General features: G+C 71.9%; 25 protein-coding genes and 1 tRNA gene. 9 read left to right on the forward strand and 17 right to left on the reverse strand.

The genetic code is table 11. The features are described 5' to 3' along the window. Window position 1: 1 nt before the first annotated feature. The 7 genes from ACZ6MA_RS06755 to ACZ6MA_RS06785 all read right to left on the reverse strand — a co-directional run bounded on the left by ACZ6MA_RS06755 (window position 2) and on the right by ACZ6MA_RS06785 (window position 8,995). Complete coding sequence (locus ACZ6MA_RS06755) at window positions 2-715, reverse strand: nucleotidyltransferase family protein (protein WP_469431641.1); 714 nt, start codon at window positions 713-715, stop codon at window positions 2-4. Window positions 716-779: 64 nt separating this feature from the next. Next, a complete protein-coding gene (locus ACZ6MA_RS06760; protein WP_469431643.1) occupies window positions 780-1,781 on the reverse strand; it encodes an SDR family NAD(P)-dependent oxidoreductase in 1,002 nt (333 codons plus the stop codon). Window positions 1,782-1,903: 122 nt separating this feature from the next. Then, complete coding sequence (locus ACZ6MA_RS06765) at window positions 1,904-3,364, reverse strand: hypothetical protein (protein WP_469431644.1); 1,461 nt, start codon at window positions 3,362-3,364, stop codon at window positions 1,904-1,906. Continuing rightward, a complete protein-coding gene (pelF, locus tag ACZ6MA_RS06770; RefSeq protein WP_469431646.1) occupies window positions 3,361-4,878 on the reverse strand; it encodes a GT4 family glycosyltransferase PelF in 1,518 nt (505 codons plus the stop codon). Before pelF ends, ACZ6MA_RS06765 begins: the two co-directional genes overlap by 4 nt. 65 nt (window positions 4,879-4,943) lie before the next feature. Next, complete coding sequence (locus tag ACZ6MA_RS06775) at window positions 4,944-7,115, reverse strand: hypothetical protein (protein WP_469431647.1); 2,172 nt, start codon at window positions 7,113-7,115, stop codon at window positions 4,944-4,946. Window positions 7,116-8,055: 940 nt separating this feature from the next. Beyond that, the gene (locus ACZ6MA_RS06780) at window positions 8,056-8,202 is read right to left on the reverse strand and encodes a hypothetical protein (protein WP_469431649.1); all 147 of its coding nucleotides are present in this window, start codon (window positions 8,200-8,202) and stop codon (window positions 8,056-8,058) included. A gap of 79 nt (window positions 8,203-8,281) precedes the next feature. Continuing rightward, window positions 8,282-8,995, reverse strand: a complete 714-nt coding sequence (locus ACZ6MA_RS06785; RefSeq protein ID WP_469431650.1) for a L,D-transpeptidase family protein — start codon at window positions 8,993-8,995, stop codon at window positions 8,282-8,284. 183 nt (window positions 8,996-9,178) lie between these two features. Here ACZ6MA_RS06785 and ACZ6MA_RS06790 point away from each other — a divergent pair, with 183 nt between their 5' ends. Beyond that, complete coding sequence (locus tag ACZ6MA_RS06790; protein ID WP_469431651.1) at window positions 9,179-10,144, forward strand: hypothetical protein; 966 nt, start codon at window positions 9,179-9,181, stop codon at window positions 10,142-10,144. Between the two features lie 38 nt (window positions 10,145-10,182). On the opposite strand, the gene ACZ6MA_RS06795 is transcribed toward ACZ6MA_RS06790, so the two are convergent. The 5 genes from ACZ6MA_RS06795 to ACZ6MA_RS06815 all read right to left on the reverse strand — a co-directional run bounded on the left by ACZ6MA_RS06795 (window position 10,183) and on the right by ACZ6MA_RS06815 (window position 14,474). Continuing rightward, complete coding sequence (locus tag ACZ6MA_RS06795) at window positions 10,183-10,776, reverse strand: DUF4291 domain-containing protein (protein WP_469431652.1); 594 nt, start codon at window positions 10,774-10,776, stop codon at window positions 10,183-10,185. Between the two features lie 69 nt (window positions 10,777-10,845). Continuing rightward, complete coding sequence (locus tag ACZ6MA_RS06800; RefSeq protein WP_469431653.1) at window positions 10,846-11,940, reverse strand: magnesium and cobalt transport protein CorA; 1,095 nt, start codon at window positions 11,938-11,940, stop codon at window positions 10,846-10,848. A 121-nt stretch (window positions 11,941-12,061) separates the two neighbouring features. After that, the gene (locus ACZ6MA_RS06805; RefSeq protein WP_469431654.1) at window positions 12,062-12,838 is read right to left on the reverse strand and encodes a 2OG-Fe dioxygenase family protein; all 777 of its coding nucleotides are present in this window, start codon (window positions 12,836-12,838) and stop codon (window positions 12,062-12,064) included. A 214-nt stretch (window positions 12,839-13,052) separates the two neighbouring features. Continuing rightward, window positions 13,053-14,096 (reverse strand): phytase, encoded by a 1,044-nt coding sequence (locus ACZ6MA_RS06810; protein ID WP_469431655.1) that lies wholly within the window; start codon window positions 14,094-14,096, stop codon window positions 13,053-13,055. A gap of 111 nt (window positions 14,097-14,207) precedes the next feature. Beyond that, window positions 14,208-14,474, reverse strand: coding sequence for a hypothetical protein (locus ACZ6MA_RS06815; RefSeq protein ID WP_469431656.1), 267 nt, complete (start codon window positions 14,472-14,474; stop codon window positions 14,208-14,210). 137 nt (window positions 14,475-14,611) lie between these two features. Between ACZ6MA_RS06815 and ACZ6MA_RS06820 the strand changes: the two genes are divergently transcribed. From ACZ6MA_RS06820 to ACZ6MA_RS06840, 5 genes are all read left to right on the forward strand, one after another. Further along, window positions 14,612-14,685 (forward strand) — tRNA-Trp (locus ACZ6MA_RS06820). A gap of 153 nt (window positions 14,686-14,838) precedes the next feature. Continuing rightward, the gene (locus ACZ6MA_RS06825; protein ID WP_469431657.1) at window positions 14,839-14,973 is read left to right on the forward strand and encodes a hypothetical protein; all 135 of its coding nucleotides are present in this window, start codon (window positions 14,839-14,841) and stop codon (window positions 14,971-14,973) included. A 506-nt stretch (window positions 14,974-15,479) separates the two neighbouring features. Continuing rightward, window positions 15,480-16,013 (forward strand): hypothetical protein, encoded by a 534-nt coding sequence (locus ACZ6MA_RS06830; protein ID WP_469431658.1) that lies wholly within the window; start codon window positions 15,480-15,482, stop codon window positions 16,011-16,013. 59 nt (window positions 16,014-16,072) lie between these two features. After that, complete coding sequence (locus ACZ6MA_RS06835; protein ID WP_469431659.1) at window positions 16,073-16,420, forward strand: hypothetical protein; 348 nt, start codon at window positions 16,073-16,075, stop codon at window positions 16,418-16,420. Window positions 16,421-17,121: 701 nt separating this feature from the next. Beyond that, entirely contained in the window at window positions 17,122-17,496 is a 375-nt protein-coding gene (locus ACZ6MA_RS06840; protein ID WP_469431660.1) for a VOC family protein, read from the forward strand. A gap of 129 nt (window positions 17,497-17,625) precedes the next feature. Here the strand turns inward: ACZ6MA_RS06840 and ACZ6MA_RS06845 are convergent, their stop codons facing one another. Together ACZ6MA_RS06845 and ACZ6MA_RS06850 are read right to left on the reverse strand one after the other, a co-directional pair. Beyond that, window positions 17,626-18,072: a hypothetical protein gene (locus ACZ6MA_RS06845; protein ID WP_469431662.1), complete on the reverse strand. Its 447-nt coding sequence runs from the start codon at window positions 18,070-18,072 to the stop codon at window positions 17,626-17,628. A gap of 168 nt (window positions 18,073-18,240) precedes the next feature. Further along, complete coding sequence (locus ACZ6MA_RS06850) at window positions 18,241-18,654, reverse strand: cupin domain-containing protein (protein ID WP_469431663.1); 414 nt, start codon at window positions 18,652-18,654, stop codon at window positions 18,241-18,243. A gap of 52 nt (window positions 18,655-18,706) precedes the next feature. On the opposite strand from ACZ6MA_RS06850, the gene ACZ6MA_RS06855 reads away from it, so the two are divergent. Further along, window positions 18,707-19,687 carry a GlxA family transcriptional regulator gene (locus ACZ6MA_RS06855; RefSeq protein WP_469431664.1) on the forward strand — a complete coding sequence of 327 codons (981 nt, stop codon included), beginning with the start codon at window positions 18,707-18,709 and terminating at the stop codon, window positions 19,685-19,687. Between the two features lie 172 nt (window positions 19,688-19,859). Beyond that, window positions 19,860-20,843, forward strand: a complete 984-nt coding sequence (locus ACZ6MA_RS06860; RefSeq protein ID WP_469431665.1) for an NAD-dependent epimerase/dehydratase family protein — start codon at window positions 19,860-19,862, stop codon at window positions 20,841-20,843. 113 nt (window positions 20,844-20,956) lie between these two features. Here the strand turns inward: ACZ6MA_RS06860 and ACZ6MA_RS06865 are convergent, their stop codons facing one another. Continuing rightward, window positions 20,957-21,877 carry a DUF2867 domain-containing protein gene (locus tag ACZ6MA_RS06865; RefSeq protein ID WP_469431666.1) on the reverse strand — a complete coding sequence of 307 codons (921 nt, stop codon included), beginning with the start codon at window positions 21,875-21,877 and terminating at the stop codon, window positions 20,957-20,959. Window positions 21,878-21,926: 49 nt separating this feature from the next. Between ACZ6MA_RS06865 and ACZ6MA_RS06870 the strand changes: the two genes are divergently transcribed. Beyond that, on the forward strand, window positions 21,927-22,517 hold the full coding sequence (locus tag ACZ6MA_RS06870) for a TetR/AcrR family transcriptional regulator (RefSeq protein ID WP_469431667.1): 591 nt from the start codon (window positions 21,927-21,929) through the stop codon (window positions 22,515-22,517). 131 nt (window positions 22,518-22,648) lie between these two features. Here ACZ6MA_RS06870 and ACZ6MA_RS06875 read toward each other — a convergent pair whose 3' ends face one another. Both ACZ6MA_RS06875 and ACZ6MA_RS06880 read right to left on the reverse strand, forming a co-directional pair. Continuing rightward, the gene (locus ACZ6MA_RS06875; protein ID WP_469431668.1) at window positions 22,649-23,419 is read right to left on the reverse strand and encodes a CbtA family protein; all 771 of its coding nucleotides are present in this window, start codon (window positions 23,417-23,419) and stop codon (window positions 22,649-22,651) included. A 21-nt stretch (window positions 23,420-23,440) separates the two neighbouring features. Continuing rightward, complete coding sequence (locus ACZ6MA_RS06880) at window positions 23,441-23,665, reverse strand: CbtB domain-containing protein (protein ID WP_469431669.1); 225 nt, start codon at window positions 23,663-23,665, stop codon at window positions 23,441-23,443. Window positions 23,666-23,899 lie beyond the last annotated feature (234 nt).

The raw sequence follows: 23,899 nt of genomic DNA on the forward strand, positions 1-23,899 counted from the left end.
TTCACACTCCCTTGATCAGCATGTCGCGGTGCAGGGAGAACTCCCGGTTGGCCCGGTCGTAGTCGTCGGGCCGGCCGATGTCGAGCCAGTAGCCGTCGAACTCGTACGCGTGCGGCGGGGTGTCCGCGGCCAGCATGTCCAGGACGAGTTCGTCGAAACCGAGCGGCAGGCCGGGGGTGTAGCGGGACAGGGCCGCGCGGGAGACGCCGTACACCCCCATGGAGACGCGGTAGTCCATGCTCGGCTTCTCGGCGAAACCGGTGACGCGCCCGGAGTCGGTGGTCAGCACGCCGAAGTCGATGTGCACCTTCCGGGCGTAGGTGGCGATGGTCAGCGGGGCCCGGGCGGCCACGTGGGTGCGGTACATGGCGCCGAAGTCGAGGTCGGTGAGGATGTCGCCGTTCATCGCCAGGAAGTGCTCGGGCAGCCGGTCGAGCATGGTGAGCAAGGGGCCCATGGTTCCCAGCGGGCTCTCCTCGGTCGCGTAGTCGACCTTCATGCCCCATTGGGAGCCGTCGCCGACGTAGGCGCGGATGATGTGCCCGAGGTGGCCGATGGCCAGGGTGCAGCTGGTGAATCCGGCGCCGGCCAGCTGGCGCATCACGATCTCGAGAATCGCGTGTTCCTCACCGATGGGCACCAGCGGCTTGGGCAGCGCGGTGGTGTACGGACGCAACCTGACACCCTTGCCTCCGGCCAGTATGACGACATGCATGGTGGCGTTCCTCTCTGCGGTGGGTGGCGCCGTGACGGTCGTTGACGGCGTGTCAGGCGTGGTGTCAGACGTTGTAGATGCCGACCTTGTACCGGCTGAGGTTCGCCGGGTCGCGGAAGAATTCGACGGTGCGCGCGAGCCCCGCCTCCAGGGTGTGGGCGGGGGCCCAGCCGGTGGCGGTGCGCAGCCGGGTCGCGTCGCAGACCAGCCGCATCACCTCGGAGGCCGCGGGCCGGATGCGCGCGGGGTCCTCGGTGACGGTCAGCTCGCGGTCCATGAGCTTGCCGATCAGCAGCACCAGATCGCCGACCGAGATCTCCTCTCCGGTGCCGGCGTTGAAGGTGCGGCCCACGACGTCGGCGGCGGGGGCGGTGCCGGCGGCGAGGAAGGCGGCCACGGTGTCCTTCACATAGGTGAAGTCACGGGTGGGGCGCAGATCGCCGAGGGTGATGGCCCGTTCCCCGGCGGCCACCTGGGCGATGACGGTCGGGATGACGGCGCGCATGGACTGGCGGGGGCCGAAGGTGTTGAACGGCCGCAGGGTGACCACCGGCAGGTCGAAGCTCGCGTGGTAGCTGTCGGCGAGGCGGTCGCCGCCGGCCTTCGACGCAGCGTACGGGGACTGGGTGTTGATGGGGTGGTCCTCGGTGATCGGCACCGTCCGCGCGGTGCCGTACGTCTCGCTGGTGGAGGTGTGCACCAGCCGGGGAACGCCCAGGTGGCGGACGGCTTCGAGCACGTTGAGGGTGCCGGTGACGTTGGTCTCCACATAGCTGTGGGGGGCGCGGTAGGAGTAGGGGATCGCGATCAGCGCGGCCAGGTGGTAGACGGTGTCCGCGCCCGCCACCAGCCCGTTCACCGACCCCGGGTCGCGTACGTCGCCGAGGACCACCTCGACGTGCTCCATCACCTCTTCGGGGAGCGTCTCCAGCCAGCCGAAGGAGGAGAAGGAGTTGTACTGCGCCATGGCGCGTACCCGGTGCCCGGCGGTGACGAGTTCCTCCACCAGGTGCGAGCCGATGAATCCCTCGGCACCGGTGACGGCGACGACTGCGGGGGTGGGCATAGGGGGTCTCCCTTGTGTGTGACGGTCTTTCATCACGCGTGGCTCCGAAGGGCGTTCGTCTTGTGCGGACTGCCGTGCGGTGTGCGCGATGTGCGGGGACGGTGGTGCGGGGACGGTGTGCTTCAGCGGTGTGTCGTGACGCGTCCGAGCAGGGCGGTGGCGACGACCAGGAGAACGGTCGCCGTACCGCCGCAGACGAGGAGTTGGACGGTGGCCGGTGTGGAGATCCGCAGGAGTTGCGCGGCCGTCTCGGCCCCGGCGGCCGCCAGGCACAGCAGTGCCGGGGTCCAGGCGATACCGAACGCCTGGAGCAGCAGCCCGGCCCACAGGACCGCGCCCAGCGCCAGCAGCGCCGCGGTCCGCGGGACGGTGGGTGGCGGCCCGTCCGGCCACAGTGCCCCGGTGGCCAGGGCGAGGACGGCCAGGGCGGCGAGGTAGCCCGCCACGCACAGGGCGAGGACCCGGGCGGCCCGCAGCAGCAGTCCCCCGGTGGTGACGCTGTGGCCGAGCGCCGCCAGGGCCAGACCGCGGCAGCGGTAGAGCAGCCATTCCGCGGCGCCCATGCTGAGGGTGAGGGCGATAACGGCGGACCCCGCCGTGGTGGCGCCCGCGCCGTGGCGCAGGACGTCACCGAGCGCGGCGAGGGTCGTCAGGATCCCGCACCCCAGGCCGAACAGGCCGTAGGGGACGGAGGCGGCCAGGGGCAGCGGGGCCGGCCCGGCCGGCGGGGTGTCGCCCTCGCGGGTGCGGACGATCTCCCGTCCCGCCGCCAGGACCACGCCTGTGGCCGTGGCCAGCAGCAGGGCGACGCGTACGGATACCGGCGGGCCGGTGACGAGGAGCACCGCTCCCCCGGTGGCGGTGGGCAGGAGGGCGAGCAGCAGGAGCCGCTCCCGGCCCAGCACCAGCAGGACGGTGGCCGCCGCCAGGTACAGCGCCTGGCCCGCCGCGTAGGCGGTGGCCCCGGCGGGGGCGGGGAACGCCACCGCGACCGCGATGGCCAGCAGGGCGCCGAGCGGGGCACCCCACAGCAGCGTCCGGCCGGCGGCGGCGCGCCCGCCGGTGCCCAGCCGGAGGTACGCGCGGTGGGCGAAGCCCTGGTTCCAGGCCCAGGCCGCGAGCGCGGAGGCGACGAGTGCCCCGGTACCGGCGGGCAGACCGTGGCCGTCCCGGCCACCGGCCATCATCGGGGCTCCGAGCGCGTAACCGAAGCCGGGCAGGGTGAACACCAGGGCGCGCAGGACGAATTGGCCGGGGTGCACCCGCCACGGGTCGGGGCGGGGGCCGGGTTCGGGGTGGCCGCGCGGGACCCGTGCGTACAGTTCCGCCGCGAGTTCGAAGGCGTCGCGGCGGCCGTAGCGCTCGGTGATCTGCTCGCCGGTCAGCCCGTCGGCCTCCAGGACGGCCGCTATCTCGTCGGGGTGGACGGCCGCGGCGCAGACCTCGGCGAGTTCCTCGGCGAGGTCGTCGACCGGGTCGGCGGCCCAGCGCGGCCGGGGCCGCGGGCGGGTCCGGGGGTGCGCGGCGGCGAGGTCGTGGACGGGTTCGGGCTCGTCGGGCACGAGCCGCAGCAAGCCGCTCATCCGGCACCGCCCGCCGCCAGGGCCATGACGGGCACGGACTCCGGACGGAACGTCCGCACGAACTCGGGCTGCCCGGTGCGGGCCAGGTCGTGGTAGATGTCGCGGAAGGAGTCGATGGTCTGGCGGAGGGTGAACTGCTCGATCACCCGCAGCCGGGCCGACTCGCCCATCCGGGCCCGCAGCGCGGGGTCCGTCAGCAGCCGCAGCGCGGCTTTCGCCATGCTCTCGGGGTCGCGGGGCGGCACGACGAGCCCGCTGTCGCCCACCGCCTCGCGGACGCCGCCCACGTCCGTGGAGACGGTGGCGCGCCCGCACGACATGGCCTCGATCAGGGTGAAGGGGAAGCCCTCGCTGATGCTGGAGAGCATCACCACGTTGCCCGCGGCGTAGGCGTCGCGGATGTCCTCGACCCGGCCCTCGAAGGTGACCCCGTCGGCGACGCCCAGCTCGGCCGCGAGGCCCTCGCAGGCGGTGCGGTAGCCCTCCCCGCCGCGCGGGGTGCCGCCGAAGAGCCGCAGCCGGGCGGCCGGGATCTGGGCCCGGACGAGCGCGAAGGCGCGGATGAGGGTCTCCAGTCCCTTGATGGGGTCGACGCGCCCCGCCCAGCTGAGGGTGGGGGTCTCCGGTTCCGGGCCGGCGGGCGGGAACGCGGCGGGGTCGACGCCGTTGTAGACGGTGCGGATGCGGTCGGGCGGGGTGCCGCCGTGTTCCTCCCAGCGCCGGTTGTAGCGGTTGCCCGGGGTGACCAGGGCGGCGCGGCGGTAGCTCTCCTCGGCCAGCAGCCGGAACAGCCCCAGCATCAGGGCCTTGACCGGCCAGCGGTAGGGCTCGGCGCGGAAGCCGAGGTAGCGCTCGCGCAGATAGATGCCGTGTTCGGTGAGGAGGAAGGGCGTGCCGTGGCGGTGGTGGGCGAGCAGCCCGGGCACCGCCGCGAGACCTCCGCTCACCGCGTGGGTGACCCCGTCGGCCGGCGGGGTGGCGCCCAGCGGGCGCAGCGCGTGCTCCAGCAGGTCGGTGGCGGTCAGCGCGTCGTGCAGCGTGGGCCGGGCGGCGGCGGTGGCCAGCTCGGGGCGGTTCCACACCCGGACCAGGGCGCGGGCGGCGGCCTCGCCGCGCAGCGCCGCCGGCAGGGTGCCCGCCGCGGCGTACTCGGCGAGCCGGTAGAAGGTGCGCGGGAAGTGGTGTTCCTGGGCGGGGTCGAGGAGGGCGAGCAGGAACCGTTCGTAGGCGGTGAGGAAGCGGCGCAGCGCCCGGCCGCGCGGGGCGCGGCCGGCCGGGGGCGGCCCCCACAGCGGGAGCGTGTCCACGCTCCGGACGTGGCCGGGCAGTTCCCAGGCGAGCGGTTCCCGGCCGGTTCCGGTCACGGCGATGATCCGGAAGTCGATGTCCGGCATGCCCTGGACCAGCTGGTCACACCACACGCTCACCCCGCCGTGGCTGTGCGGGTAGGTCCCCTCGGTGAGCAGTGTCACCGAGGGGGTGTCCAACGCCGGTTCGGCGAACGGTCCGTGCATGAATTCTGTTCTCTCCGGGAGACGGTGGGGCGTGGGGTGGTTCGGCACGGAGGACACGGGGCGGTTCAGCGCCGGGCGGGGGCTCCGGTCCCGGGGCGCACGGGGTGGCCGACGCCCTTGGGGACCGTGAGCGCGGCGGCCGGGGGCTGCACCCGGGCGGCGGTCCCGGGCGCGGTGCGGCCGGCCGGGCTGTCGCCGGGCAGGGTGAAGGTGAGCCGGGGCAGTCCGTCGGGGGCGGCCCAGCCGGAGCGGGCTCCGGCGTAGGCGGCGCCGAACGGGGTGCTGTCCGCGCCCTTGGCCTGCGTGGTGCCGTTCGGCAGGGTCGCGGGTGCCTCGACCCCGGTGGGGGCCTCGACGGTGACCGTGTTGCCGGTCCGGTAGGCCGTGACCTTCCCGGCGTCGAGCGCGGCGTCCCAGGCGGCCCGCTTGCGCAGCTCCGTGGCGACGTCCCGCATCCGGAGGTTGACCAGGGGCGTGTTGTCGGCGAAGAGGGCGGAGTAGTCGCTGAGGACCTTCTCCATGACGGTGTAGCCCAGGCGTTCCTCGGAGAGGTTGGACTGGTGCATGAAGTGCGGCCGCGGGTCGTTGGCCAGGACGTGGCCGAGGGCGATGCGGGATTCGAGGGGCGCGATGTAGGACGCGAATCCGGTTTTGACGTCCAGCGGGGCCTTCAGGCAGGTGGTCGTCGTGGAGTTCTCGCAGAAGCCGCTGCCGCCGTCGGACTTCTTGGTGTAGAGCCAGTTGTACTCGTCGGTCTGCTCGGCGGCCGTGCCGACGTTGTAGTAGACGTTCATCGGGTAGCGGGGCACGGTCAGCGCGGTTCCGACCTGGCGCTGGCGCGGTTCGCGCGAGTTGTCGCTGGCGATCGAGCCGACTCCGCTCGCGGTGAGGACGGGCGCGAGTTCGGGGTTGTCGGTGTTCTGCTGGGGCAGCGTCCTGAGGCCGGAGTGCTCGCCGGTCACCAGCTCGTCCCGGTCGAGGGCCAGCCCCTGGCGGGCCGCCCAGGCGAGGTTGTCGTTGATCTGGCCGTTGATGGTCTGGCGGCTGACCCAGCGCGTCCTGCCGAAGAGGTCGGTGGCGCACTTCCAGGGCACGACGGAGGTGTTCTGCTCACAGCCCAGGAAGGCGTGGGTGTAGGTGTGGTTGATCCAGCGGTAGGACTTCTGGTCGGTGACGAGCTGTCGCAGCAGCGGGTCCTCCGCGCCGCCGTGCTCCGCCTTGTACTCCTCGCTGCCGACGCCGTTGTAGGCGAGGTCCAGAGGGAGGCCGTGGCCCTCGGACCACTGTTTGGCGTAGGCCGCGTCGGCGGCCGTCATCCGGATCGGCGGGCTCTGGGCACCGGGGTTGCCCGGGCAGTCGACGTCACCGGGGGTGCACTTGAGCTTGGTGTCCCAGCGGTCGTCGGAGGCGAAGACGTCGTCGACGTGCACGCCGAAGTAGTTGCGTGCGGCGCCCAGGTGGACCCCCTGGGTCAGCCACTCCACGATGCCCCGGGAGACCAGCCGGAACTGTGACTGGTACCGGTTGTAGACGAAGGTGACGACCAGTTCGCTGCGGCCGTCGTGGTCGTACCGGCCGATCAGCGAGCCGCGCGCGGAGCCACCGGGTATGGGGGCGTCGAGGTAGCTGGTGTACGTCGCGCCGTTCGCCTGCTTCTCCAGCGGGGTCGCGAGATAGCCCCAGCTCTCGTTGACGGCGGTGTCGTTGTCCTCGAAAGGAACGTTTCTTTTCAGATAGCCGAACGGCCCCGCGGCCCCGTCCCCGGTCACCTGGGCCGACTTGCCGTCCAGGGAGCCGCTGTAACCGGACCCCTGGGGGGTGTTGAGCCCCACGGCCGGGCGGGCGTAGGTGTAGGCGTCCACCTGCCGGATACCGAAGCGCTTCTCGTACCCGGCCAGGGCCGCCATCTCCGGCGAATTGGCCCCGAAGGGATTGTCGTTGGGCAGTACCACGCCCTGGAATCTGGCGCGCGGTCTGCCGTCCACGGTGTCGCTCAGGAACGCCTCGTCGATCCGCGGGCGGCCGGAGTCCGCCAGGGTGATCTTCGTGTACGGCGTGCCGGCTTCGTCGAGTTCGGCGCGGATCGCCTCGGTGGCGGGCCCGCCGTCGTCGACGACCAGCACCCGCAGGTCGATCCTGGGCTCCGCGTCGGCGGCGACGGCGCCGCCCGCCGGTAGCGTCACAGCCAGTAGGGCCGCCGAGGCGCATGCCGCGGCCAGCCGGGTCGCACGACCCATGATGTTCTCCCCCCCATGACGGAACGGCGCGCGAGGGCGTCGTCCGTACGGTTCATCCCGTGCGCATGGCGTCGATACCGCCACTGAGCGCACCCCGAGTAGTCCCCACATCCGGCTCCACTGCGGCCCGGGACCCCATCCCGGCCGCGTCCGCTCCTCCCCTGCCGCGGTACGCGCGCCGATGCCCGTACCCGTGCCGCACGACCGGAGCCGGGACCGCGCGGCGGTGATCCGGGCGGATGGCACAGCGGTGCCACACCCCCCGAGAAGCGCGCTGAGCCTCTCGACCGCCCAGCCATATAGTGCGCCATGCCCGCAGGCCGCGCGGGGCGCACTGAGGAGGAGCCCGGCGCTCGTCACCTGGCGTTGTCCGGAATTCAACTCGACCCGGGCCGCGCCCGGTTACGGACCGATCGGCTCCGGGCGAGTGGCCATCGCCGGGATGACCTGTGGCGACATTGGTCTATGCCCCGTTCGTATGCCCGCCGCGCGAGCGCCGGGCGGGGGGACCTCCCGGGCATCGGACGGCGCCAAGATCGGCCTGATGACGGCTGTCGGAATTGCCGGTTGCGGTGACAATTCGACGGGTGTGCTCGGCGGCGATCACCCGTAACTCCGTTGGACTACCGGCGCGTCGGGCGCGAATTTCCGGAAACCGCGCGACCGGTCCGATATTGTGCCGAGTTTGTTCCCGGGCCGTTTTCGGCTCTCCCGGGCGACGCGCCGAGTGGCCGGGGGCCGGGCTCCGGGGCAGAGGGCCGGCTCCAGGGCAGGGCACGGTGCCTCCGCGACGACGGGGTTCCCGCCCGGGGGTGGTGCCCGCCGAGACACCACCGCACGCGCGTGGCGCAGCACCAGCCGCCCGGCCGGGCACTGCGCCCGGGGGCCCCGGCCCGTACCGCTCGTACGGGCCGGGGCCCGGCCCTTGCGGCCCGTAGGGTCAGCGCCTGCCGCGCACCCGGCCGAGCAGCGCCTTCAGCTGGGCCCGCTTGCGTGGGTCCCGGGCGGCCCGCTTGCCCTCACTGATGACCCGGCGGCCCTGGGGGCTCCGGGCGAAATTCCTGATCCGGTCGATCAACCCTGCCATGACCCCTACCTCCGGTCGCTCAGGGCCCGGCGCGGCCCACGTGGTTCGAGACTCTGTCCCTACCCACGGACCGGGGGTCTCACGTACCGGGTTTGCGGCCGTAGACCTGGACGTCGTCACCGTTGCGGAGCATGGACCAGTACTTCTTCGCATCCGCCGTGCGCATGTTGACGCAGCCGTGCGAGCCGGGCGGCGACCAGACGCTGCCGCTGATGGCATGGAAGGCCTGCCCGCCGTCGAAGAACTGGCTGTAGGGCATGCGGACCTTGTAGATGCTCGACCAGTGGTCGATCGACCGCCAGTAGATCTTCTTCGCGCCGGTACGGGTCTCGTACCCGTCCCGGCCCGTGCGCACCGGTACCGGGCCGAACTTGAGGGCCTTGCCGTCCTGGATCCAGCTGATCTGGCGCGTGAGGTCCACACAGGCTATGCGGCCCTTGTTCACCGGGCACTTCCCGGCGGCGTTCGGATCGCGTTTGGTGATCTCCGCCTCCATCGCCCGCCAGGTCACCGGGCCCGCGTAGCCGATATTGGGGCGGATGCCGTGTTCGTTCTGGAATGCCTGGATCGCCCGGCAGTCCTCCGGCGACTGCCGTCCGTCGACCGGGCGGCCCAGGAACTTCTCCGCGTCCTTCTGGTACGGCCCGGTCTGTGTCGTGCACGTGCTGGCCGCTGCCTGGGCGGTCCCGCCCAGGGCCACCGTCAGTGGCGCCGTGAGTCCGACGACCCCCAGCAGCACGGCCGTTCGGCGTGCGGCGGCGGATCCCGTCTTGGTTCTCGCTCTGCTTCCCATACGGGGTATGACCCCTCACCCGGCCCGGCGGTTGCACGCCCGGGCCCCCGACTTGCGCCGCCCCCTCCGGCCCGCCCCGGCACGTGGCGGGATCCGGGCTTGTGGGGTCCGGATGCCGGTGATTCGATGCCGCCATTCCGGTGCGGTGGCCCCGGTGTTCTCCCATCGAAAGGAGACGCACGCATGTCCAGGAACTCTGTGCGAAACGGTGGAAGCAGCGCGCTCGACCTGCCGAGAACACCGACGGGATTCGACCAGGTCTTTCACGCGATACAGGCCCGGAAGCCACGGCGGATCGCGGTTTCGCCCACCGAACCGCGCTGGCGCACCGATTATGTGCAGACCGACGCCACGGGCCCGCGCACGTCGCTCCAAGAATTCGGCTACCGCCGGGAAGAACTCGGTCACGCGCACGGCGGACTCGACGACACCGCCACCGTCGGACCCGCGCGAATCCTCACCCCGGACGGCATCGACCGGCTGGCCGAGGTGTGCGACCAGCTGGAGGGCGCGGCGGGCGGCGGCCGTTTCATCGCGACGCGCCGGCTGCGCGGCGCCGATCTCGTATCGCCGTTCATCAACAACATGATGCGCGACCGGATTTTCCTGCTCACCTGCTCCCGGCTGGCGGGAGTTCCCTTGATTCCGCATCCGTTGCGCATTCCCACCGCGCAGATCAATTACTTCGAGGGCCGAGGCCGGCCGGAGATCGTACGGTGGCACCGCGACGGCATGGACTATGTCTTCACCATCCAGCTCAGCGGTGACGACGATTACGAGGGCGGGCGCTTCACGTATTTCCAGGGGCGCACCGATGAATTCGCGGGGGTGACCGCGGGCGACCCACGGATCCGGGAGGCGCCGTGCGGGGAGCGCGGGACCACGCTGTTCCTGCACGGGAGCCGGATCTTCCACGCGGTCACCCCGGTGACCGACGGCCGCCGGGTGACCTTGGTGATCTCTCTCTTCTGTCCCTACTTCGCACGGCGGGACTCCAATACGTTCTGGCACCTGGCGGGCGACGACGGCATTCCCGCCACGATCCCGAGCTGGCTGCGCCTCAAATGGCCGGTACGCGACCCGGCCATGGACTACAGCCTGCGGGCGGGCAGCCCGGCCATCACGTGGGAGGACTTGCACGGGTCTTAGGGCCGCTCGGCCGACCGGCGGGTCTTTCGGCTACGAGCCTAGGCCCGTAGCCGGGCCAGCAGTTCGTCCCCGGCGGGGTACGGGCGCTCCTCGGGCAGCAGCCGGGTCGCCGCTTCCGTCTCGCCGGACCGCACCAGGGCGTGGATCTCGTGTGCCAGCGGGGTCACGTCGGTGATGGCGACCGTCCACTCGTCGGCGTAGCGGCGCGCGGCCTCGCCCGAGAGCCCGAGCTGGAGGGACCGGTACGGCAGCGCGGCCAGGCGCAGGTCGCGCTCGGGGTCCCACTGCACCCGCGCCGGTGCCCGGCGCAGCTCGCGGCGCCAGGTGTCCCGGTCGGGGTGCACACCGCGCTCGTAGTGCGACAGCGCGGCGTGGCGCAGCGCCCACTCGAAGCCCTCACGGGTGATCTCGACGGCGAGGACCGTCTCCTGCCCCTCCTTGGTGCCCCAGCCGCAGCGGTACATCATCCACAGGAAGGAGGGCTTGATCCATGTCATCCGGTCGCGCTTCCACGCGGCCGGGAAGCGCCCGTCGCGTGCCGCCGGAACGCCGATCGCGGGGGTGTAGGCCTGGTAGACGGTGACCGTGGAGTCGGTGTGGAGCGCGCGGATGCGGTGGTTCGGTTCGTGCATGACGACCACCTTGAGCCACGTCGGCCCGCGTTGACCAGTGGTTTTACGGTACGGGCGGGGGCGTGCGGGTCACAGCCAGCCGTTGCGGCGGAAGCCCCGGTGGATGGCGTAGCAGGCGGCGGCGATGACGAGGAGGACGAGCGGGTATCCGTACGTCCAGTGCCGCTCGGGCATGTGCTCGAAGTTCATGCCGTAGACCCCGCAGACCATGGTGGGTACGGCGACGATGGCGACCCAGGCGCTGATCCGGCGCATGTCCTCGTTCTGCGCCACGGTGACCTGGGCGAGATGCGCCTGCAGGATGGAGTTGATCAGCTCGTCGAGGGCGATGATCTGCTCGGCGACCCGGGCCAGATGGTCGGCGACGTCGCGGAAGTACGTCCGCAGTTCCTGGTCGACCACGGGGTACGGGTTGGTCGACAGCTCCCGCACGGGCCGGTCCAGAGGTATCACGGCCCGTCGGAATTCCAGGAGTTCCCGCTTGAGCTGGTAGATCCGGCCCGCGTCGGCGGGGCGGTCGCTGCCGCTGGCGAAGACCTCGGCCTCGACGTCGTCGATGTCGCCCTGCACGGAGTCGACGACGTCGAGGTAGTCGTCGACCGTGTGGTCGGCGATGGCGTGCAGGACGGCGGCGGGCCCCTTCGCGAGCAGCTCGGGGGTGGCCTCCAGCTGCTCGCGCAGCGGGCCGAGGGAGCCGTGGCCGCCATGCCGGACGGTGACCACGAAGTCATGGCCGGTGAACACCATGATCTCTCCGGTGCCCACCACCTCGCTCGTCGCGGTCAGCTTGTCGTGGTCGACGTAGCAGACCGTCTTGAGGACGGTGAAGAGCGTGTCGTTGTAGCTCTCCAGCTTGGGGCGCTGGTGGGCGTGGACGGCGTCCTCGACGGCCAGCGGGTGGAGGCCGAACAGCGTGGCGATGTCGGCGAACTGCTCCACGGTGGGCTCGTGCAGCCCGATCCAGACGAAGCCGTCGCCCGCCTCGCGTACGTGCTTGATCGCCTCCTCGGCGGGGCAGTCGTCCTCCTGCCGGACGCCACCGAGGTAGACGGCGCAATTGACGACGGCCGATCCGAGCGGTGAGCGTGCCGGGTGGCTGAGGTCCACCGCGTGGCGGCGGCGCCTCAGCCGCACCGCTTTGCGCAGCTGGCCGGTCATCGACATACGGGTTCCTCCTCCAGGTCGGCGGACAGTCTGCCACCTCGGGGCCCGGCGGGCCCAGCTCGCCCGGCGCGGCCCGCCCGACGGGGAACGCCCACGTCGCCGTCCGCGCGGTGCGGGGCTCTCAGCCGCCGGAGCAGGGGAAGAAGTCGACGAGCAGCATGTCCCGCAGGCCGGTGCGGGCGCCGGCGGCGGGGCGGACCGGGGAGACGCCGTGCAGGACGCGCCGGTCGTCGAGGACGATGGTCTCCATGGGGGTGGTGAGCAGGGCGTGGTGGATGCGGCGTCGGCGCAGGTCGTAGAGGCTGGATTCGGCGCCCTCGACGTCCTCGCGCCGGATCAGCACCTGGGCGACGTAGCTGTGGCCGTCCTGGTGGACTCCCTCGGGCGCGGGGTGGCCGTCCGTGTCCGTGGTGGCGGTGACGCGTATCTGGTGGACGCCGCAGGTGTCGATGCCGGTGCGGGGGCCGGGGAGCCGCTCCCAGAGGGTGCGCACGACCGTGTGCAGCGCGGCGCCGGACGCCACGGCGTCGTCGAGCGGGGCGAACATGCGGTCCACGCCGCCGTGCACCTTGTTCACGGCCCGGTCCTGGAAGAAGGCGGCGTGCGGCCGTTTCTCGAGCCGGTCGGGCAGCAGCCGGAAGGATCCGTAGCGGCGGAACCGGTAGGGCGTGGCGGTGCCCAGGTGCGCGTCGGCCGGCAGGTCGTGCCAGGAGTCGGTGAACCGTGCGACCGCGTCCTGGGGAACCTCGGCCAGCGCGGCCGCGAGGAGCTCCGGGCCGAACTGCACGAAGGGAGCGCCGTGGCCGGCGCGTGCGGTGCGGTCGTCGGGGCCCGGTTCCGGTGCGTTGCCGGGCGCGGCGCCGGAGGCGTCCGGTGCCCGCAGTGGCGCTGTGGTCATGGTTTCCTTGCCTTCGTACGGGCCTTGTCACGGGCCTTCGTGCGGATGTGCGCGGGGCACCGGGTCACGGGGGTTGAACGAACGTAGCAAGACCGGCCACCGTGGGGTATCGGCCGAGGCGGCCGGAAAAGTCACATACAAAGGCCTGTTGACAAACGCGTGGGTGCCCGGTCGGCCCATGCCGACCGGGCACCCGTGACACCTGCTCGGCCCGTCAGCCGAGGACCGCGGAGATCCGTTCGAACGGCACGAGCTTGAAGTTCTGGTTGCCGCTGGTCCCCGGGGCGGAGTTGGTGCCGTCCTGGCAGACGAAGACCCCACCGGGGAACTTCGCACCGAGGGGCGCGGCGGTGGCGTCGATGCCGTCGGTGTCCTCGCAGCCGTCGGCGGCCGTCCCCTTGGTGACGGCGAAGCGGCCGAGATAGCCGCCGCCGGTGCGGTCGTAGACGGCGAAGTCGTCGCTGCCTTGCGAGGAGACGATGAGGTAGCGGCCGGCGGCGGTGATGCCCTCGACGTCGGCGGTGAGATGACCGCCGGACCCGGTGGAGTCGAGCTTGGTGCGGGTGGTGCCGGCGGTGGGCTCGGCGCCGTAGGCCCACACGCCGACGTCCTCCTCGCCGACGTAGAGCTTGCCGGTCCGCTCGTCGGCGTAGCAGCCCTCGACGGCGGAGCCCGCGTCGAAGAGGCGCACGGAGGTGGCGTCGACCTGGTCGCCGCGCACCGCCAGCTCCCACTGCTCTACGCGGCCGGAGGTGGAGTTGGGGTAGGCGTACAGCTTGCCGCTGGTGGGCGAGGTGTACATGCAGATGCCGTGCGCGGTGACCTCGGTGGCGACGTCCTTGAGGTGCGTCAGCTTCCGGGTGGCCGGGTCGATGCGGTAGATGTGCATCGCGCCGCCGCCCGCAGCCTCGTCGTCGGCGGAGACGACGATGTCTCCCCGCAGGTCGACGTTGTTGCCGTGGTCCCCGTGGATCCGCTGGACGCGGTTGCCGGAGAGGTCGTGGACCTCCAGCGCGCCCTTCTTGTCGGTGGCGACCACGACGGACCGGGACGGGTCGGTGGGATGGACCCAGATCGCCGGGTCGTCGGCCGCGTCACCGCTGTGCGACACCGGGGCGGTCTCCACGGTGGCGGTCACCGGGAAACGGCCGGGGGCGGCCTGCGCGGTACCGGTCGAGTGCAGGAGCAGCGCCCCGGTCGCGAGGGCCAGGGCGGCCGAGGCGGCGCGCGGACGTACGGGGGTGGCCAGGGGCCTCATGGGAGAAAGCCTTCCGGAGACGACGACATCGCGGCGAAGGTACGTTCGACAACGGACGGAGCGGTGAACTCCCATGGAACCCCGGGCGGCCGTTCGCTGCCTACCCGTCGGTCACTCCGCGGTGCGCATCGCCTGTTCGAGGAGGGCCGCGGTCGTGACCGCCGTCGCCCGCGTGGTCTCGTCCTCGGCGGTGCGGGCCAGTTCGCCCAGCAGCACGGCGGCGGCCTGGAGCACCCCGACGTGCACGGTCGTGGTCCGCAGGGCGGCGAGCGCGGCGGCGGCCTGCTCACCGGAGGACGCGGCGGGGCCGGGGATCAGAGTGCTGACGCCACGTCCGAGCGCGGTACGGGGCGAGGGCTGAGGTGTCGTGGTGCTCACAGGTGCAGTCTTCCCCACCGGGGGCCCTCGCGGGTACGGACGCCCGCCTTCGCCCCGCGGGGGCGACGGTGACCAGCACCACGGCAAACCGGCTGGCGGCGGACGCCCTGCCCATGGCAGAGTGATCACCACGCCGAAGGGGCGTAGCTCAGCTGGCCAGAGCAGCGGACTCCAAACCCGCTAGTCGCAGGTTCAAATCCTGTCGCCCCTGCTGAGGGTCAGTCAGGCACATTGCCTCTGACCTGCAAAAACGCGCGAAGAGGGGCTGTCGCACTAGGTGCGGCAGCCCCAACGCCGTCATGAGCCCAAATTTTGGGAACACCGTGGGAACGCAACTGGCCCTCCAAAGGCCTGCCGTCACGCCATGGCTGGCATCGTTGAGTGCCCGAAGTCCGACGGTTCGCTGACCTTCCAGGTGCGTTGGCGCGACGGTGGGAGCCGAGGAAGCAAGGTCGAGACCGAGAACTTCCGCGACGTCGACCACACGCACGCCGAGTGAGCGGCGACGCGGGCGTGGGTGTCTCACTGCCGTACCGAACTGCCCGGAACGGACCGCAACAAGGGCGTCTGGGGCGAGGAAGACTCGGCCGGCACGGACGGTGACGACGACTACGGGAGGGCCTGGATACGGACGGCCGGTTCAGGGCCGCGCTGCGGGGAGAAGCCGTGCCGGCACGGCTGCTTGCCCACTCCCTGTTCGGTCATGGATCGTGGCCCGCCGGTCTGTGATGACCTTGCCCGGCCCAGACAGCGACACCAGATGGTGAAACCGCAGTCGTCGAGGTTGCCAAGCGGGGGGGGCCGCCGACGGCTGGCATGAGCCCGGCTCGGGCCGGACTCTCAGTAGCACAGACAGTAAGTGAAATGACAGGGCTGTCGGGTCCTTTACTCGCGTAAAAATCATGCATAGAAATGATCAAGCTGCTGGTTGGGGTCGTCCGTCTCCGTCTCGCACACCTTCGGCCGGTGGCAGATCACGCATGCCACAACCCGAGGAGGACCTACGTGTCTACGGGCATACCGTCACGCACTGAGTTCCGTCGCGCCACCTTCTCCGTGGCCGGGCTGACAGCTGCGAGCCTGCTGTTCGGCGCCGGAGCGGCGCACGCAGCGGATGCGACCGTAGCGGACCGGGCTGCCACCGCCGCCGTGCAGCAGGACGCGAGAGCGGAGCAGCTGACCGCGGAACAGTACGAGTTCATCAACAACGGCCTGGGCCTCGAGGCCCAGGCCGAGATCGAGGACGTCATGGCGTCCGGCGGGGAGTCGGGCCGGGCCACGAGGGCCTTCCCGATCGCCGCGGCCGCGATCGCCGCAGCGGCGTGGTGTGCCAAGGGAGCCGTGGCCAGCGTCCCCACGTCGGTCCTCAGCGATGTCGCCGACGGGAAGTTCTCCGGAAAGGGCACCTACGCGAAGAACGCCATCGTCGGCTGCCTCGGCGGCGAAATCGGCGGCTGGGCATGGAAGGTGCTGCCTGGCTGGGTGAAGAACAAGGCCGTCTCCCTCGTCGCTGCCTTCATCATCAAATACATCCGCTAGCCGACAGCCTGGTCGGCGGCCGCCGCGCCGCCGACCAGGTTCGGACCGGGACCAGGACCATGATCTACTTCACCCTCGCCGCCTTCCTCGTACTGGGGCTGGTGTCCCTCCTCGCCGCCGTCACCGGGTACCGGGGACAGGTCTGTGACCGGCACCAGGGGTACGAGGTCCCACGCACCGTCATGGAGGACCGGGAACTGGCGGCGAAGGCGAACGAGCTCATCGCGTTCTGGTGCACCGGCGCCGCCGTTCTCAGTATCCCCCCTTTGGTCCCGCTGATCGGCATGCTCCTCAAGGACGGGGACCCGTCCCTGTCTGCCGGCGCGCTGCTGGCGATGGCCGGATACGGCTCCGTCATCGTGGTGGTCTGCCGATACCCGTTCGAGAAGATCCGGCGCATGGGGTGAGCTCAGGCAGGTACGCGGGCGGTGAGCTGCACATTCATCCCGTGCCGCTTGTGCTTGGGGGAGGGACTCCCAAAACCCGCTAGTCGCAGGTTCAAATCCTGTCGCCCCTGCCGAGGAAACCAGGCTCTGACCTGGGTTCACGTCGAAGGCCCGAACCGCGAGCGCGGTTCGGGCCTTCGACGTTTCCCCGGATGCGGGAACCCGGCCCACCCCACGCCGGAACAACGGGGTGAGCCGATCCCCACCACCGCTCACCGTTCGAGCAGATGGTCCCGACCGGGCGGGCGGTGCGAGGGGCGGGCTTTGTCACTTCCCTCCGTGGGCTTTTCGAGTTGTGGCCTGACGCACTCCGGGCAGTGTGAGCGCACGGTCGCGGGTGATCGCGGGTCGGCGGAGTCCTCCGCCGAGACGATCACCTGCATGAGGCGACCGCACTGCCGGCAGTTGAGGCAGTCGCGGTCCTGGTCCCTCAGCGCGGCCTTGCGGATGCGATCTAAAGACGTCTGTTCGTTGTCGTCCATGGCGTATGTTTCCCGTCTCCATGGTCCCCTCTCGGGCACGTCGTGCCCGGACCCATACTGCCCAACGCCATGCGCCACCCGGCCTCCGGTGGGCGGTTCGCGCATGCCTGTCACCATGGCGGGTACGCCCCTCCCGTACACGATGTCGCGGAAGTGGCCCAAGAGAGAAGGGTGTCGGAAGTGATTCGCAAGCTGCAGGCGGTCGCGCTGGACTGCGCTGATCCGGTACGGCTCGCCGAGTTCTACGCGGAGCTGCTCGGCGGCCGGGTGGTCTCGGACGACGGGGATTCCGACTGGATCGAGGTGCACGGGTTCGAGGGGACACCGCTGGCGTGCCAGCGGGTGGACGGCTACCTACCGCCCGAATGGCCCGGCCAGGAGCGCCCGCAACAGCTCCACCTGGACTTCGACGTGGACGACCTGGACGCGGAGGAGAAGCGGGTGCTCGCCCTCGGCGCGACCGTGCTGGAGCGGACGGACCAGGTGCACCCCGGGGCCAACTGGCGGGTCTACGCCGACCCGGCGGGCCATCCGTTCTGTCTCTGCCTCCACTGAGACCTTCGGGCCCGATGAAGGCAGGTGGAGCCTAGTGGAGCCCGGTGGAGTGGGCCGGTGGGGCTGTCGCGACGACTGCGACAGCCCCACCGTCGTTCCCGGCCCCGGCGCCCCGTCACCACCCTGTCGTCACGTGGTGGGAGGCCCGTGCGGGGGCGGGGGTGTCGCGGGAGGCGTGGGGTGCCCCGGGGGAGGCCCCTGGGGAGCGGGCGGGTGCTGCCCGGGCGGATACGGCTGCCACGTGTACGGAGGTGGATACGGGCTGGACCGGCCCGGCGGGTACGGGAGCGCGGGCGGAACCGGGTCCGGTCTCGAGGCCACCAGCCGGATCAGGGCCGCCAGCAGGCCCGGCCCCACGATCACCGCCGCGACGATGAACGGCGCGTACCGCTCCTCGGTGGAGCCCCACGGACGTGGCCGCTCGTTCTCGCTGTACAGGAACGCTCCCAGCAGGACGAGGAGGGAGATGCCCACGTAGATGCCGATCCACAGCCGCCGCGCGGACGGGTTGCGCACGGGAATGACGGCCAACAGCAGCCAGACGAGCGCCAAGGGCAGCATGAAGGTGAAGGCCACTCCTCGACCTCCCTTCCCTCACTGGGATTTCGGAGCAAGCATCATGTCGCGTCCGCGTGACGAACGTAAGGGGGCCGGGACGCCGGAATGCGGGGGCACCGGCATCCCGGGCCGGTCGTCGGATCCCGGCCCCCGCGGACGCCGGTAGACGCGCGGAAGGGGAAGGCGTCAGCCGAGCGCGTGCCCGGTGGTGGCGTCGACATGGTCGGGTACCGGGTCGTGCCGGTCCCCGACGGTGGACGTGCCGGTCGGCTCGAACAGCAGGATCGAGGCCCCGGCGGTGGAGAACGGACGGTGTTCCACCCCGCGCGGGACGACGAACACCGATCCCTTCGGCAGCACGACGACGCGCTCGCCCCCTCCCCCGGGTCCCCCGGGCTCGCCGTCACGGAGGCCGATGCTCAGCTCGCCGTCGAGGACGTGGAAGAACTCGTCGGTGTTCTCGTGCGTGTGCCAGACGTGTTCCCCCGCCACCTTCGTGATACGGACGTCGTAGTCGTTGACCTGCGTGACGATCCGCGGGCTCCACAGTTGGTCGAAGCTGTTCAGCGCGGTCGACAGGTCGATCGGTTCGTTGATCATTCGGTCATCATGGGCGTTGGCGACCGGACGGGACGAGTGCTAGGAATCGCATATGTCGCATGGATCCTCGCACCGGGTGGCCGTTCTCGTCGACGAGGGCTCCAACCCCTTCGAACTCGGCGTCGCCACCGAGCTGTTCGGGCTGCGCCGCCCCGAGATCGACCGGCCGTGGTACGACTTCACGCTCTGCGCCGCCTCGCCCGCAGTGCGGATGAACGACGGGATGTTCACGCTCTCCGGCGTCGCCGGGCTGGAGGCGGCCGACGCCGCCGACACCCTGATCGTGCCCAACCGCCCCGAACCCCGTACCTCGCCGGACCCGGCGGTGACGGCCGCGATCCGGCGGGCCGCCGGACGGGGCGCCCGTCTGGTGAGCTTCTGCACCGGCGCGTTCACCCTCGCCGCGGCCGGGGTCCTCGACGGCCGCCGGGCGACCACGCACTGGAAGTGGGCGGCGGAGTTCTCGGCCCGCTACCCGGAGGTCCGCCTCGAACCCGACGTCCTGTTCGTGGACGACGGCGACGTGCTGACCGCCGCGGGAAGCGCCGCCGCGCTGGATCTCGGCCTCTATCTGATAAGCCGTGACCACGGCGCCGAGACCGCGAACACCGTCAGCCGGCGGCTGGTGTTCGCGGCGCACCGCGACGGCGGCCAGCGGCAGTTCGTCGAGCGGCCCGTGCCCGCCGTCCCCGAAGCCTCGCTCGCGCCCCTGCTGTCCTGGGCCCTGGAGCGCCTGGAGCAGCCGCTCTCCGTGGCGGACCTGGCGGCCCGTGCGGCCGTCAGCCCGGCCACCTTGCACCGGCGCTTCCGGGCCGAACTCGGCACCACGCCACTGGCCTGGCTCACCGGCGAACGGGTCGCGCTGGCCTGCCGGCTGATCGAGCGCGGCGAGCTACGGCTCGACGTGATCGCCCGGGCCAGTGGCCTGGGAACGGCCTCGAACCTCCGGGCGCGGCTGCGCCGGCGTACCGGGCTCAGCCCGACGACCTACCGCCGGCGGTTCGGCCCGGCCACTCCCGGGCCGATGCGCTGACCGGCTCGTCCGGCGGCCGGGGGTTACGCGATCCAGGCGGAGCCGGCCCGCGGGGGGGAAGCGCCGCGACAGGGGGCACGCACAGGAAGACCGGGGGGTTCCGCTCTGGGCGATTCCGCTGAGAGCATGGGGCGCTTCCCCGCCGCCGCGTCCGGGGTGCACAGTCACGGTCATGAGACTTCTGATGCTGGGTGGAACGGAGTTCGTGGGCCGCGCCGTCACCGACGAGGCGCTGGCCCGGGGCTGGGAGGTGACCGTCTTCCACCGCGGCCGCCACGAGGCCGCGCCGGGCGTGGTCGAGCTGCTGGGCGACCGCACCGAAGCGGGTGGTCTGGCGGCGCTGGAGCACGGCGGGTGGGACGTCGTGGTCGACACGTGGGCGAACGCGCCGTCGGCCGTGCGGGACGCGACGCGGGCCCTGGCCGGCCGGGTCCGGCGGTATGTGTATGTGTCCACCGGCTCGGTGTACACCTATCCGTGCGCGCCCGGGCACGACGAGGACGCCCCGCTGGTGGACGGTTCGCCCGACGCCGGCGAGGTGGACTACCCGCGGGCGAAGCGGGGCGGGGAGCTGGCCGCGACCGAGGTGTTCGGGGACCGGGCGCTGCTGGTGCGGGCCGGGCTGATCCTCGGCCCCCGGGAGAACATCGGGCGGCTGCCGTGGTGGCTGCTGCGCATCGCCCGGGGCGGCCCGGTACTGGCCCCGGGGCCACGCGACTTGGCGTTGCAGTACATCGACGCCCGGGATCTCGCCCGGTGGACCCTGGATGCCGTGGAGCAGGACCTCGGCGGCCCCTACAACCTCATCAGCCCGCCCGGGCACACCACCATGGGCGCACTGCTGGAGGCGTGCGTACGGGTCACCGGTTCCGGCGCCGAGCTGCGCTGGACGGATCCGGAGGCGATCCTCGCCGCGGGCGTCGAGCCGTGGACGGACCTGCCGGTCTGGGTGCCGCCGGGCGAGGCGTACGACACCATGCACCTCGGTGACGTGTCCAAGGCGCTGGCCGCCGGGCTGCGCTGCCGTCCCGTCGAGGAGACGGTCGCCGACACCTGGGCGTGGCTGCGGGAGTTGGACGGCCCGCCGCCGCGGCGGACGGACCGTCCCCCGCTCGGCCTGGACCCGGCGGTCGAGGCCACGCTGCTCGGGGCCTGACCCGGGAGCCGCACACCACCGCCCGGCCCCCCGGCCGACCGCCGGGCGGGGGAACGGGGGGTGAAGGAGGGGGGCGGACCCGCTGTCCCCTGTTCAACGGGTCCGCCCCCCGGTCACCGCACGGCCGCCCGCACGGCGGCCGTGTCCGGCACCCGGCGGAACCGCTCCCGGGAGCCCGCGCTCGGGGCGGCCAGCGCCAGCCGGCGGTGGGTGCGGCGCAGCAGGGCGCGGGCCATCAGAGGGTGCACCCGCTTGACGACCGCGAAGTAGGCCCGGCCCACCGGGTTGTGGATCCGCACGACGGTGCCGAGCGTGACGTGCCCCTGGTCGACGAGGATCGAGGCACGGAAATCGAGGTGGCCGGCGTCCTTGCCCAGCAGGACCTCGCCGTCACCCCGGGCCACGACGGGGAAGGGCAGCGCGCCTTCCCAGGCCCGTGGGTCCTCGGGCATGCCCGGCAGGATCTCCAGCTGCCAGGCGTCGGTGAAATCGGTGCGCTCGAAGGCCGTCCGGGCCAGCCGGGCACGGCCGGGGAGTTCCACCGCGGCCGGCTTGTCCCAGATGAGCCGGTGCAGCGTCCGGACCCAGGGGGACCAGCGCACCGCGCGCCGCGGGGAACCGGTCGTCGCCCGCTCGATGTTGTCGAAGAGCTCCTCGACGACGGTGTCGTGGGCGAAGCGGATCGCCAGGGCCCACATCAGCGCGTCGGTGCCGCGCCGGGCCCGCTCCAGGGTGTGCCGCACGCGGCAACGGCCGGGACCGAGGGGTTCCACGGTCAGTTCGTGGAAGCCGTACGACGGGGGGCCGAAGTCGAAGCGGACGCGACGGCCGGGTTCGTACGCGCCGACGCGGTAGCGCACCGGGCCGTGACCGCCCTCGGCCCCGACGCCGAGCGGGCGGTCGAAGCGCATCGCGGGCCACGCTGGGGTGGGGAAGATCGGGTCGTCGTCGGACGACAGCCGGTCGATCAGGTCTCCGACCGTCTCCGCCGGTGCCTCGATGACGCGTTCGTGGATGTTGCGGACCGTGCGCATCGTCCCTCCATACGCTGGCGTATGTTCAACCGTACGGTAGCGTACGGTCATGGTGCAACGGCGATTGCGGGACCCCGGCGGACGGCAGCGGCTGACCGCGCTGGACTGGGCGGACGCGGCGCTCACCGCGATCGGCGAGGGCGGGCTGGCCGCCGTCGCGGTCGAACCGCTCGCCGTCCGGCTGGGTACGACCAAGGGCAGCTTCTACTGGCACTTCGCCAGCCGGGACGCGTTGATCGAGGCCGCGCTGCTGCGCTGGGAGGAGACCCGCACCGAGGCGGTCATCACCGCGCTGTCGGCCGAGCCGGACCCCGAGCTGCGCCTGCGAAGACTGTTCGTCGCGGCGACCGAGGCGGTCACCGAGAACCCCCTCGAGGTCTCACTGCTGGCCACCGTCGGACACCCGCTGGTCACCACGGTGGTGGGGCGGGTGACCGAGCGCCGGCTCGGCTATCTCACCCAGCTCTTCGCCGAGCTGGGCTTCACCCCCGAAGAGGCCCGGCTGCGCGGCACACTGGGCTACACCAGCTTCCTCGGCCACGGCCAGCTGGTGCACGCCGTCCCCACGGCACTTCCGCCGGGGCAGGAGCGGGCCCACCACCTCGACTCGATCATCGACATGCTGCTGCGCCGGGACTGACGCCCCGGCGGACGGCCCGGGCGGCGACGGCACCCCCGAACGCATATGTCCCGTGGGACGGCCGGGCATTGCCCTGGCGTCCCACGGGACACGTGCGGTGCTCTCAGCGTTCTCAGCGCTCGCTGCGTGCGCTAGTGCGTCACGGTCGCCGTCCGCGACGCCGCCTCGTCGCCCTGCCGGTCCCCCGCCTTGGAGATCAGCAGGCGCTCCGCGAGGTGACCGAAGAACAGCCCGAAACCGGCCCACAGAACGAACTGCACGGCCAGTGTGGCGAGGCGGAACTGCCACAGCAGCACGGCGGGGAAGTGCTCCGGCACGTTCTCGCCCGAGGGCAGGAACGCGAAGGAGATCCCCACCGCCACCAGGAAGGCGGCGCCCGCCGCGACGCTCGCGTTCCAATTGCCCAGCCGGGGAGCGAGCCGCTTGCCCAGGATGACCGTGCCCACGGCGAGCAGCACGCTCAGGGCGATCATCAGGAAGAACAGCGCGGTGCGCTGGTCCAGGGTGTCCGGGTCACCCACGGCGGGCGGGTTCGCCGGGTACTTCAGGAACGGCACCAGGTAGACCGCGACGAACGCGCCGATCGCGACCAGGGCAGCCGTCGCGCGCGGGCCGAAGCGGCCGACGCGGCCCAGTGCGTAGCAGTACACCAGGGCGGCGATGCCGCCCAGCGCGATGCCGTAGACGAGGATTCCGGTGGCCAGGCCCGCCGTCGACTGCAGGGAGCGGCTGACCAGCTCCTCACCGCCGCCGTGGTCATGGCTGTGCGCCTCTTCGAAGGCGATGGCCGCGTCGACCCGGGATTCCCCGAGCAGATAGGCCGTGAGCAGCGCCAGCGCGCCGGCGGCGAGGCCGGCGAGCATGCCGCGTACGAGCAGCGCCCGTACGGATACGGAGTTCACGAGCTCTTGACCCCTGGTCTCTCAGTGGCAGGGGAAGCCGAGCAGATGACGGCCGTCGTGCACCCACTCGTGCACACCCTCACCGGAGATCAGCGCGGTGGCGCCCTGCTCGGCGCCGACGAAGTAGAGCAGGATCAGCGCGAGGATCCCGAAGAAGACCGTCCAGGGGGCGATCTCCTTCAGCGATATCGGGGTGACCGCCGGTACGGCGGAAGTACCGGTGGCGGGGGCGGCTGACTGAGCCATGGCAAAACCTCCTGGGGAACACGCGTCCCGATCGTGGTGCTGTCAACGACGGTGCCGGGTCTGACTTCCCGGCCGCCGCCCCGCGTGGATCGGGGGCGTTCGCCGGGTACACAGTGGCGCGACCGTGCCGGGTTCCCACCGGACTTCCGTCACACCGTCGTCATGTACACGCGACCGTACCGTGTACGCGACCGGGGCGCTACGGCGTGCGGTTGTGTACCCCCGCGCGCGCCC

The sequence above is a fragment of the Streptomyces sp. NPDC042259 genome, assembly GCF_055582085.1.

Excerpts from the sequence above, each read along its gene's own strand:
- ACZ6MA_RS06755 (WP_469431641.1), bottom strand. The coding sequence starts at position 715 with ATGCATGTCGTCATACTGGCCGGAGGCAAGGGTGTCAGGTTGCGTCCG.
- ACZ6MA_RS06760 (WP_469431643.1), bottom strand. The coding sequence starts at position 1,781 with ATGCCCACCCCCGCAGTCGTCGCCGTCACCGGTGCCGAGGGATTCATC.
- ACZ6MA_RS06765 (WP_469431644.1), bottom strand. The coding sequence starts at position 3,364 with ATGAGCGGCTTGCTGCGGCTCGTGCCCGACGAGCCCGAACCCGTCCAC.
- pelF (WP_469431646.1), bottom strand. The coding sequence starts at position 4,878 with ATGCACGGACCGTTCGCCGAACCGGCGTTGGACACCCCCTCGGTGACA.
- ACZ6MA_RS06775 (WP_469431647.1), bottom strand. The coding sequence starts at position 7,115 with ATGGGTCGTGCGACCCGGCTGGCCGCGGCATGCGCCTCGGCGGCCCTA.
- ACZ6MA_RS06780 (WP_469431649.1), bottom strand. The coding sequence starts at position 8,202 with ATGGCAGGGTTGATCGACCGGATCAGGAATTTCGCCCGGAGCCCCCAG.
- ACZ6MA_RS06785 (WP_469431650.1), bottom strand. The coding sequence starts at position 8,995 with ATGGGAAGCAGAGCGAGAACCAAGACGGGATCCGCCGCCGCACGCCGA.
- ACZ6MA_RS06790 (WP_469431651.1), top strand. The coding sequence starts at position 9,179 with ATGTCCAGGAACTCTGTGCGAAACGGTGGAAGCAGCGCGCTCGACCTG.
- ACZ6MA_RS06795 (WP_469431652.1), bottom strand. The coding sequence starts at position 10,776 with ATGCACGAACCGAACCACCGCATCCGCGCGCTCCACACCGACTCCACG.
- ACZ6MA_RS06800 (WP_469431653.1), bottom strand. The coding sequence starts at position 11,940 with ATGTCGATGACCGGCCAGCTGCGCAAAGCGGTGCGGCTGAGGCGCCGC.
- ACZ6MA_RS06805 (WP_469431654.1), bottom strand. The coding sequence starts at position 12,838 with ATGACCACAGCGCCACTGCGGGCACCGGACGCCTCCGGCGCCGCGCCC.
- ACZ6MA_RS06810 (WP_469431655.1), bottom strand. The coding sequence starts at position 14,096 with ATGAGGCCCCTGGCCACCCCCGTACGTCCGCGCGCCGCCTCGGCCGCC.
- ACZ6MA_RS06825 (WP_469431657.1), top strand. The coding sequence starts at position 14,839 with ATGGCTGGCATCGTTGAGTGCCCGAAGTCCGACGGTTCGCTGACCTTC.
- ACZ6MA_RS06835 (WP_469431659.1), top strand. The coding sequence starts at position 16,073 with ATGATCTACTTCACCCTCGCCGCCTTCCTCGTACTGGGGCTGGTGTCC.
- ACZ6MA_RS06850 (WP_469431663.1), bottom strand. The coding sequence starts at position 18,654 with ATGATCAACGAACCGATCGACCTGTCGACCGCGCTGAACAGCTTCGAC.
- ACZ6MA_RS06855 (WP_469431664.1), top strand. The coding sequence starts at position 18,707 with ATGTCGCATGGATCCTCGCACCGGGTGGCCGTTCTCGTCGACGAGGGC.
- ACZ6MA_RS06860 (WP_469431665.1), top strand. The coding sequence starts at position 19,860 with ATGAGACTTCTGATGCTGGGTGGAACGGAGTTCGTGGGCCGCGCCGTC.
- ACZ6MA_RS06865 (WP_469431666.1), bottom strand. The coding sequence starts at position 21,877 with ATGCGCACGGTCCGCAACATCCACGAACGCGTCATCGAGGCACCGGCG.
- ACZ6MA_RS06870 (WP_469431667.1), top strand. The coding sequence starts at position 21,927 with ATGGTGCAACGGCGATTGCGGGACCCCGGCGGACGGCAGCGGCTGACC.
- ACZ6MA_RS06880 (WP_469431669.1), bottom strand. The coding sequence starts at position 23,665 with ATGGCTCAGTCAGCCGCCCCCGCCACCGGTACTTCCGCCGTACCGGCG.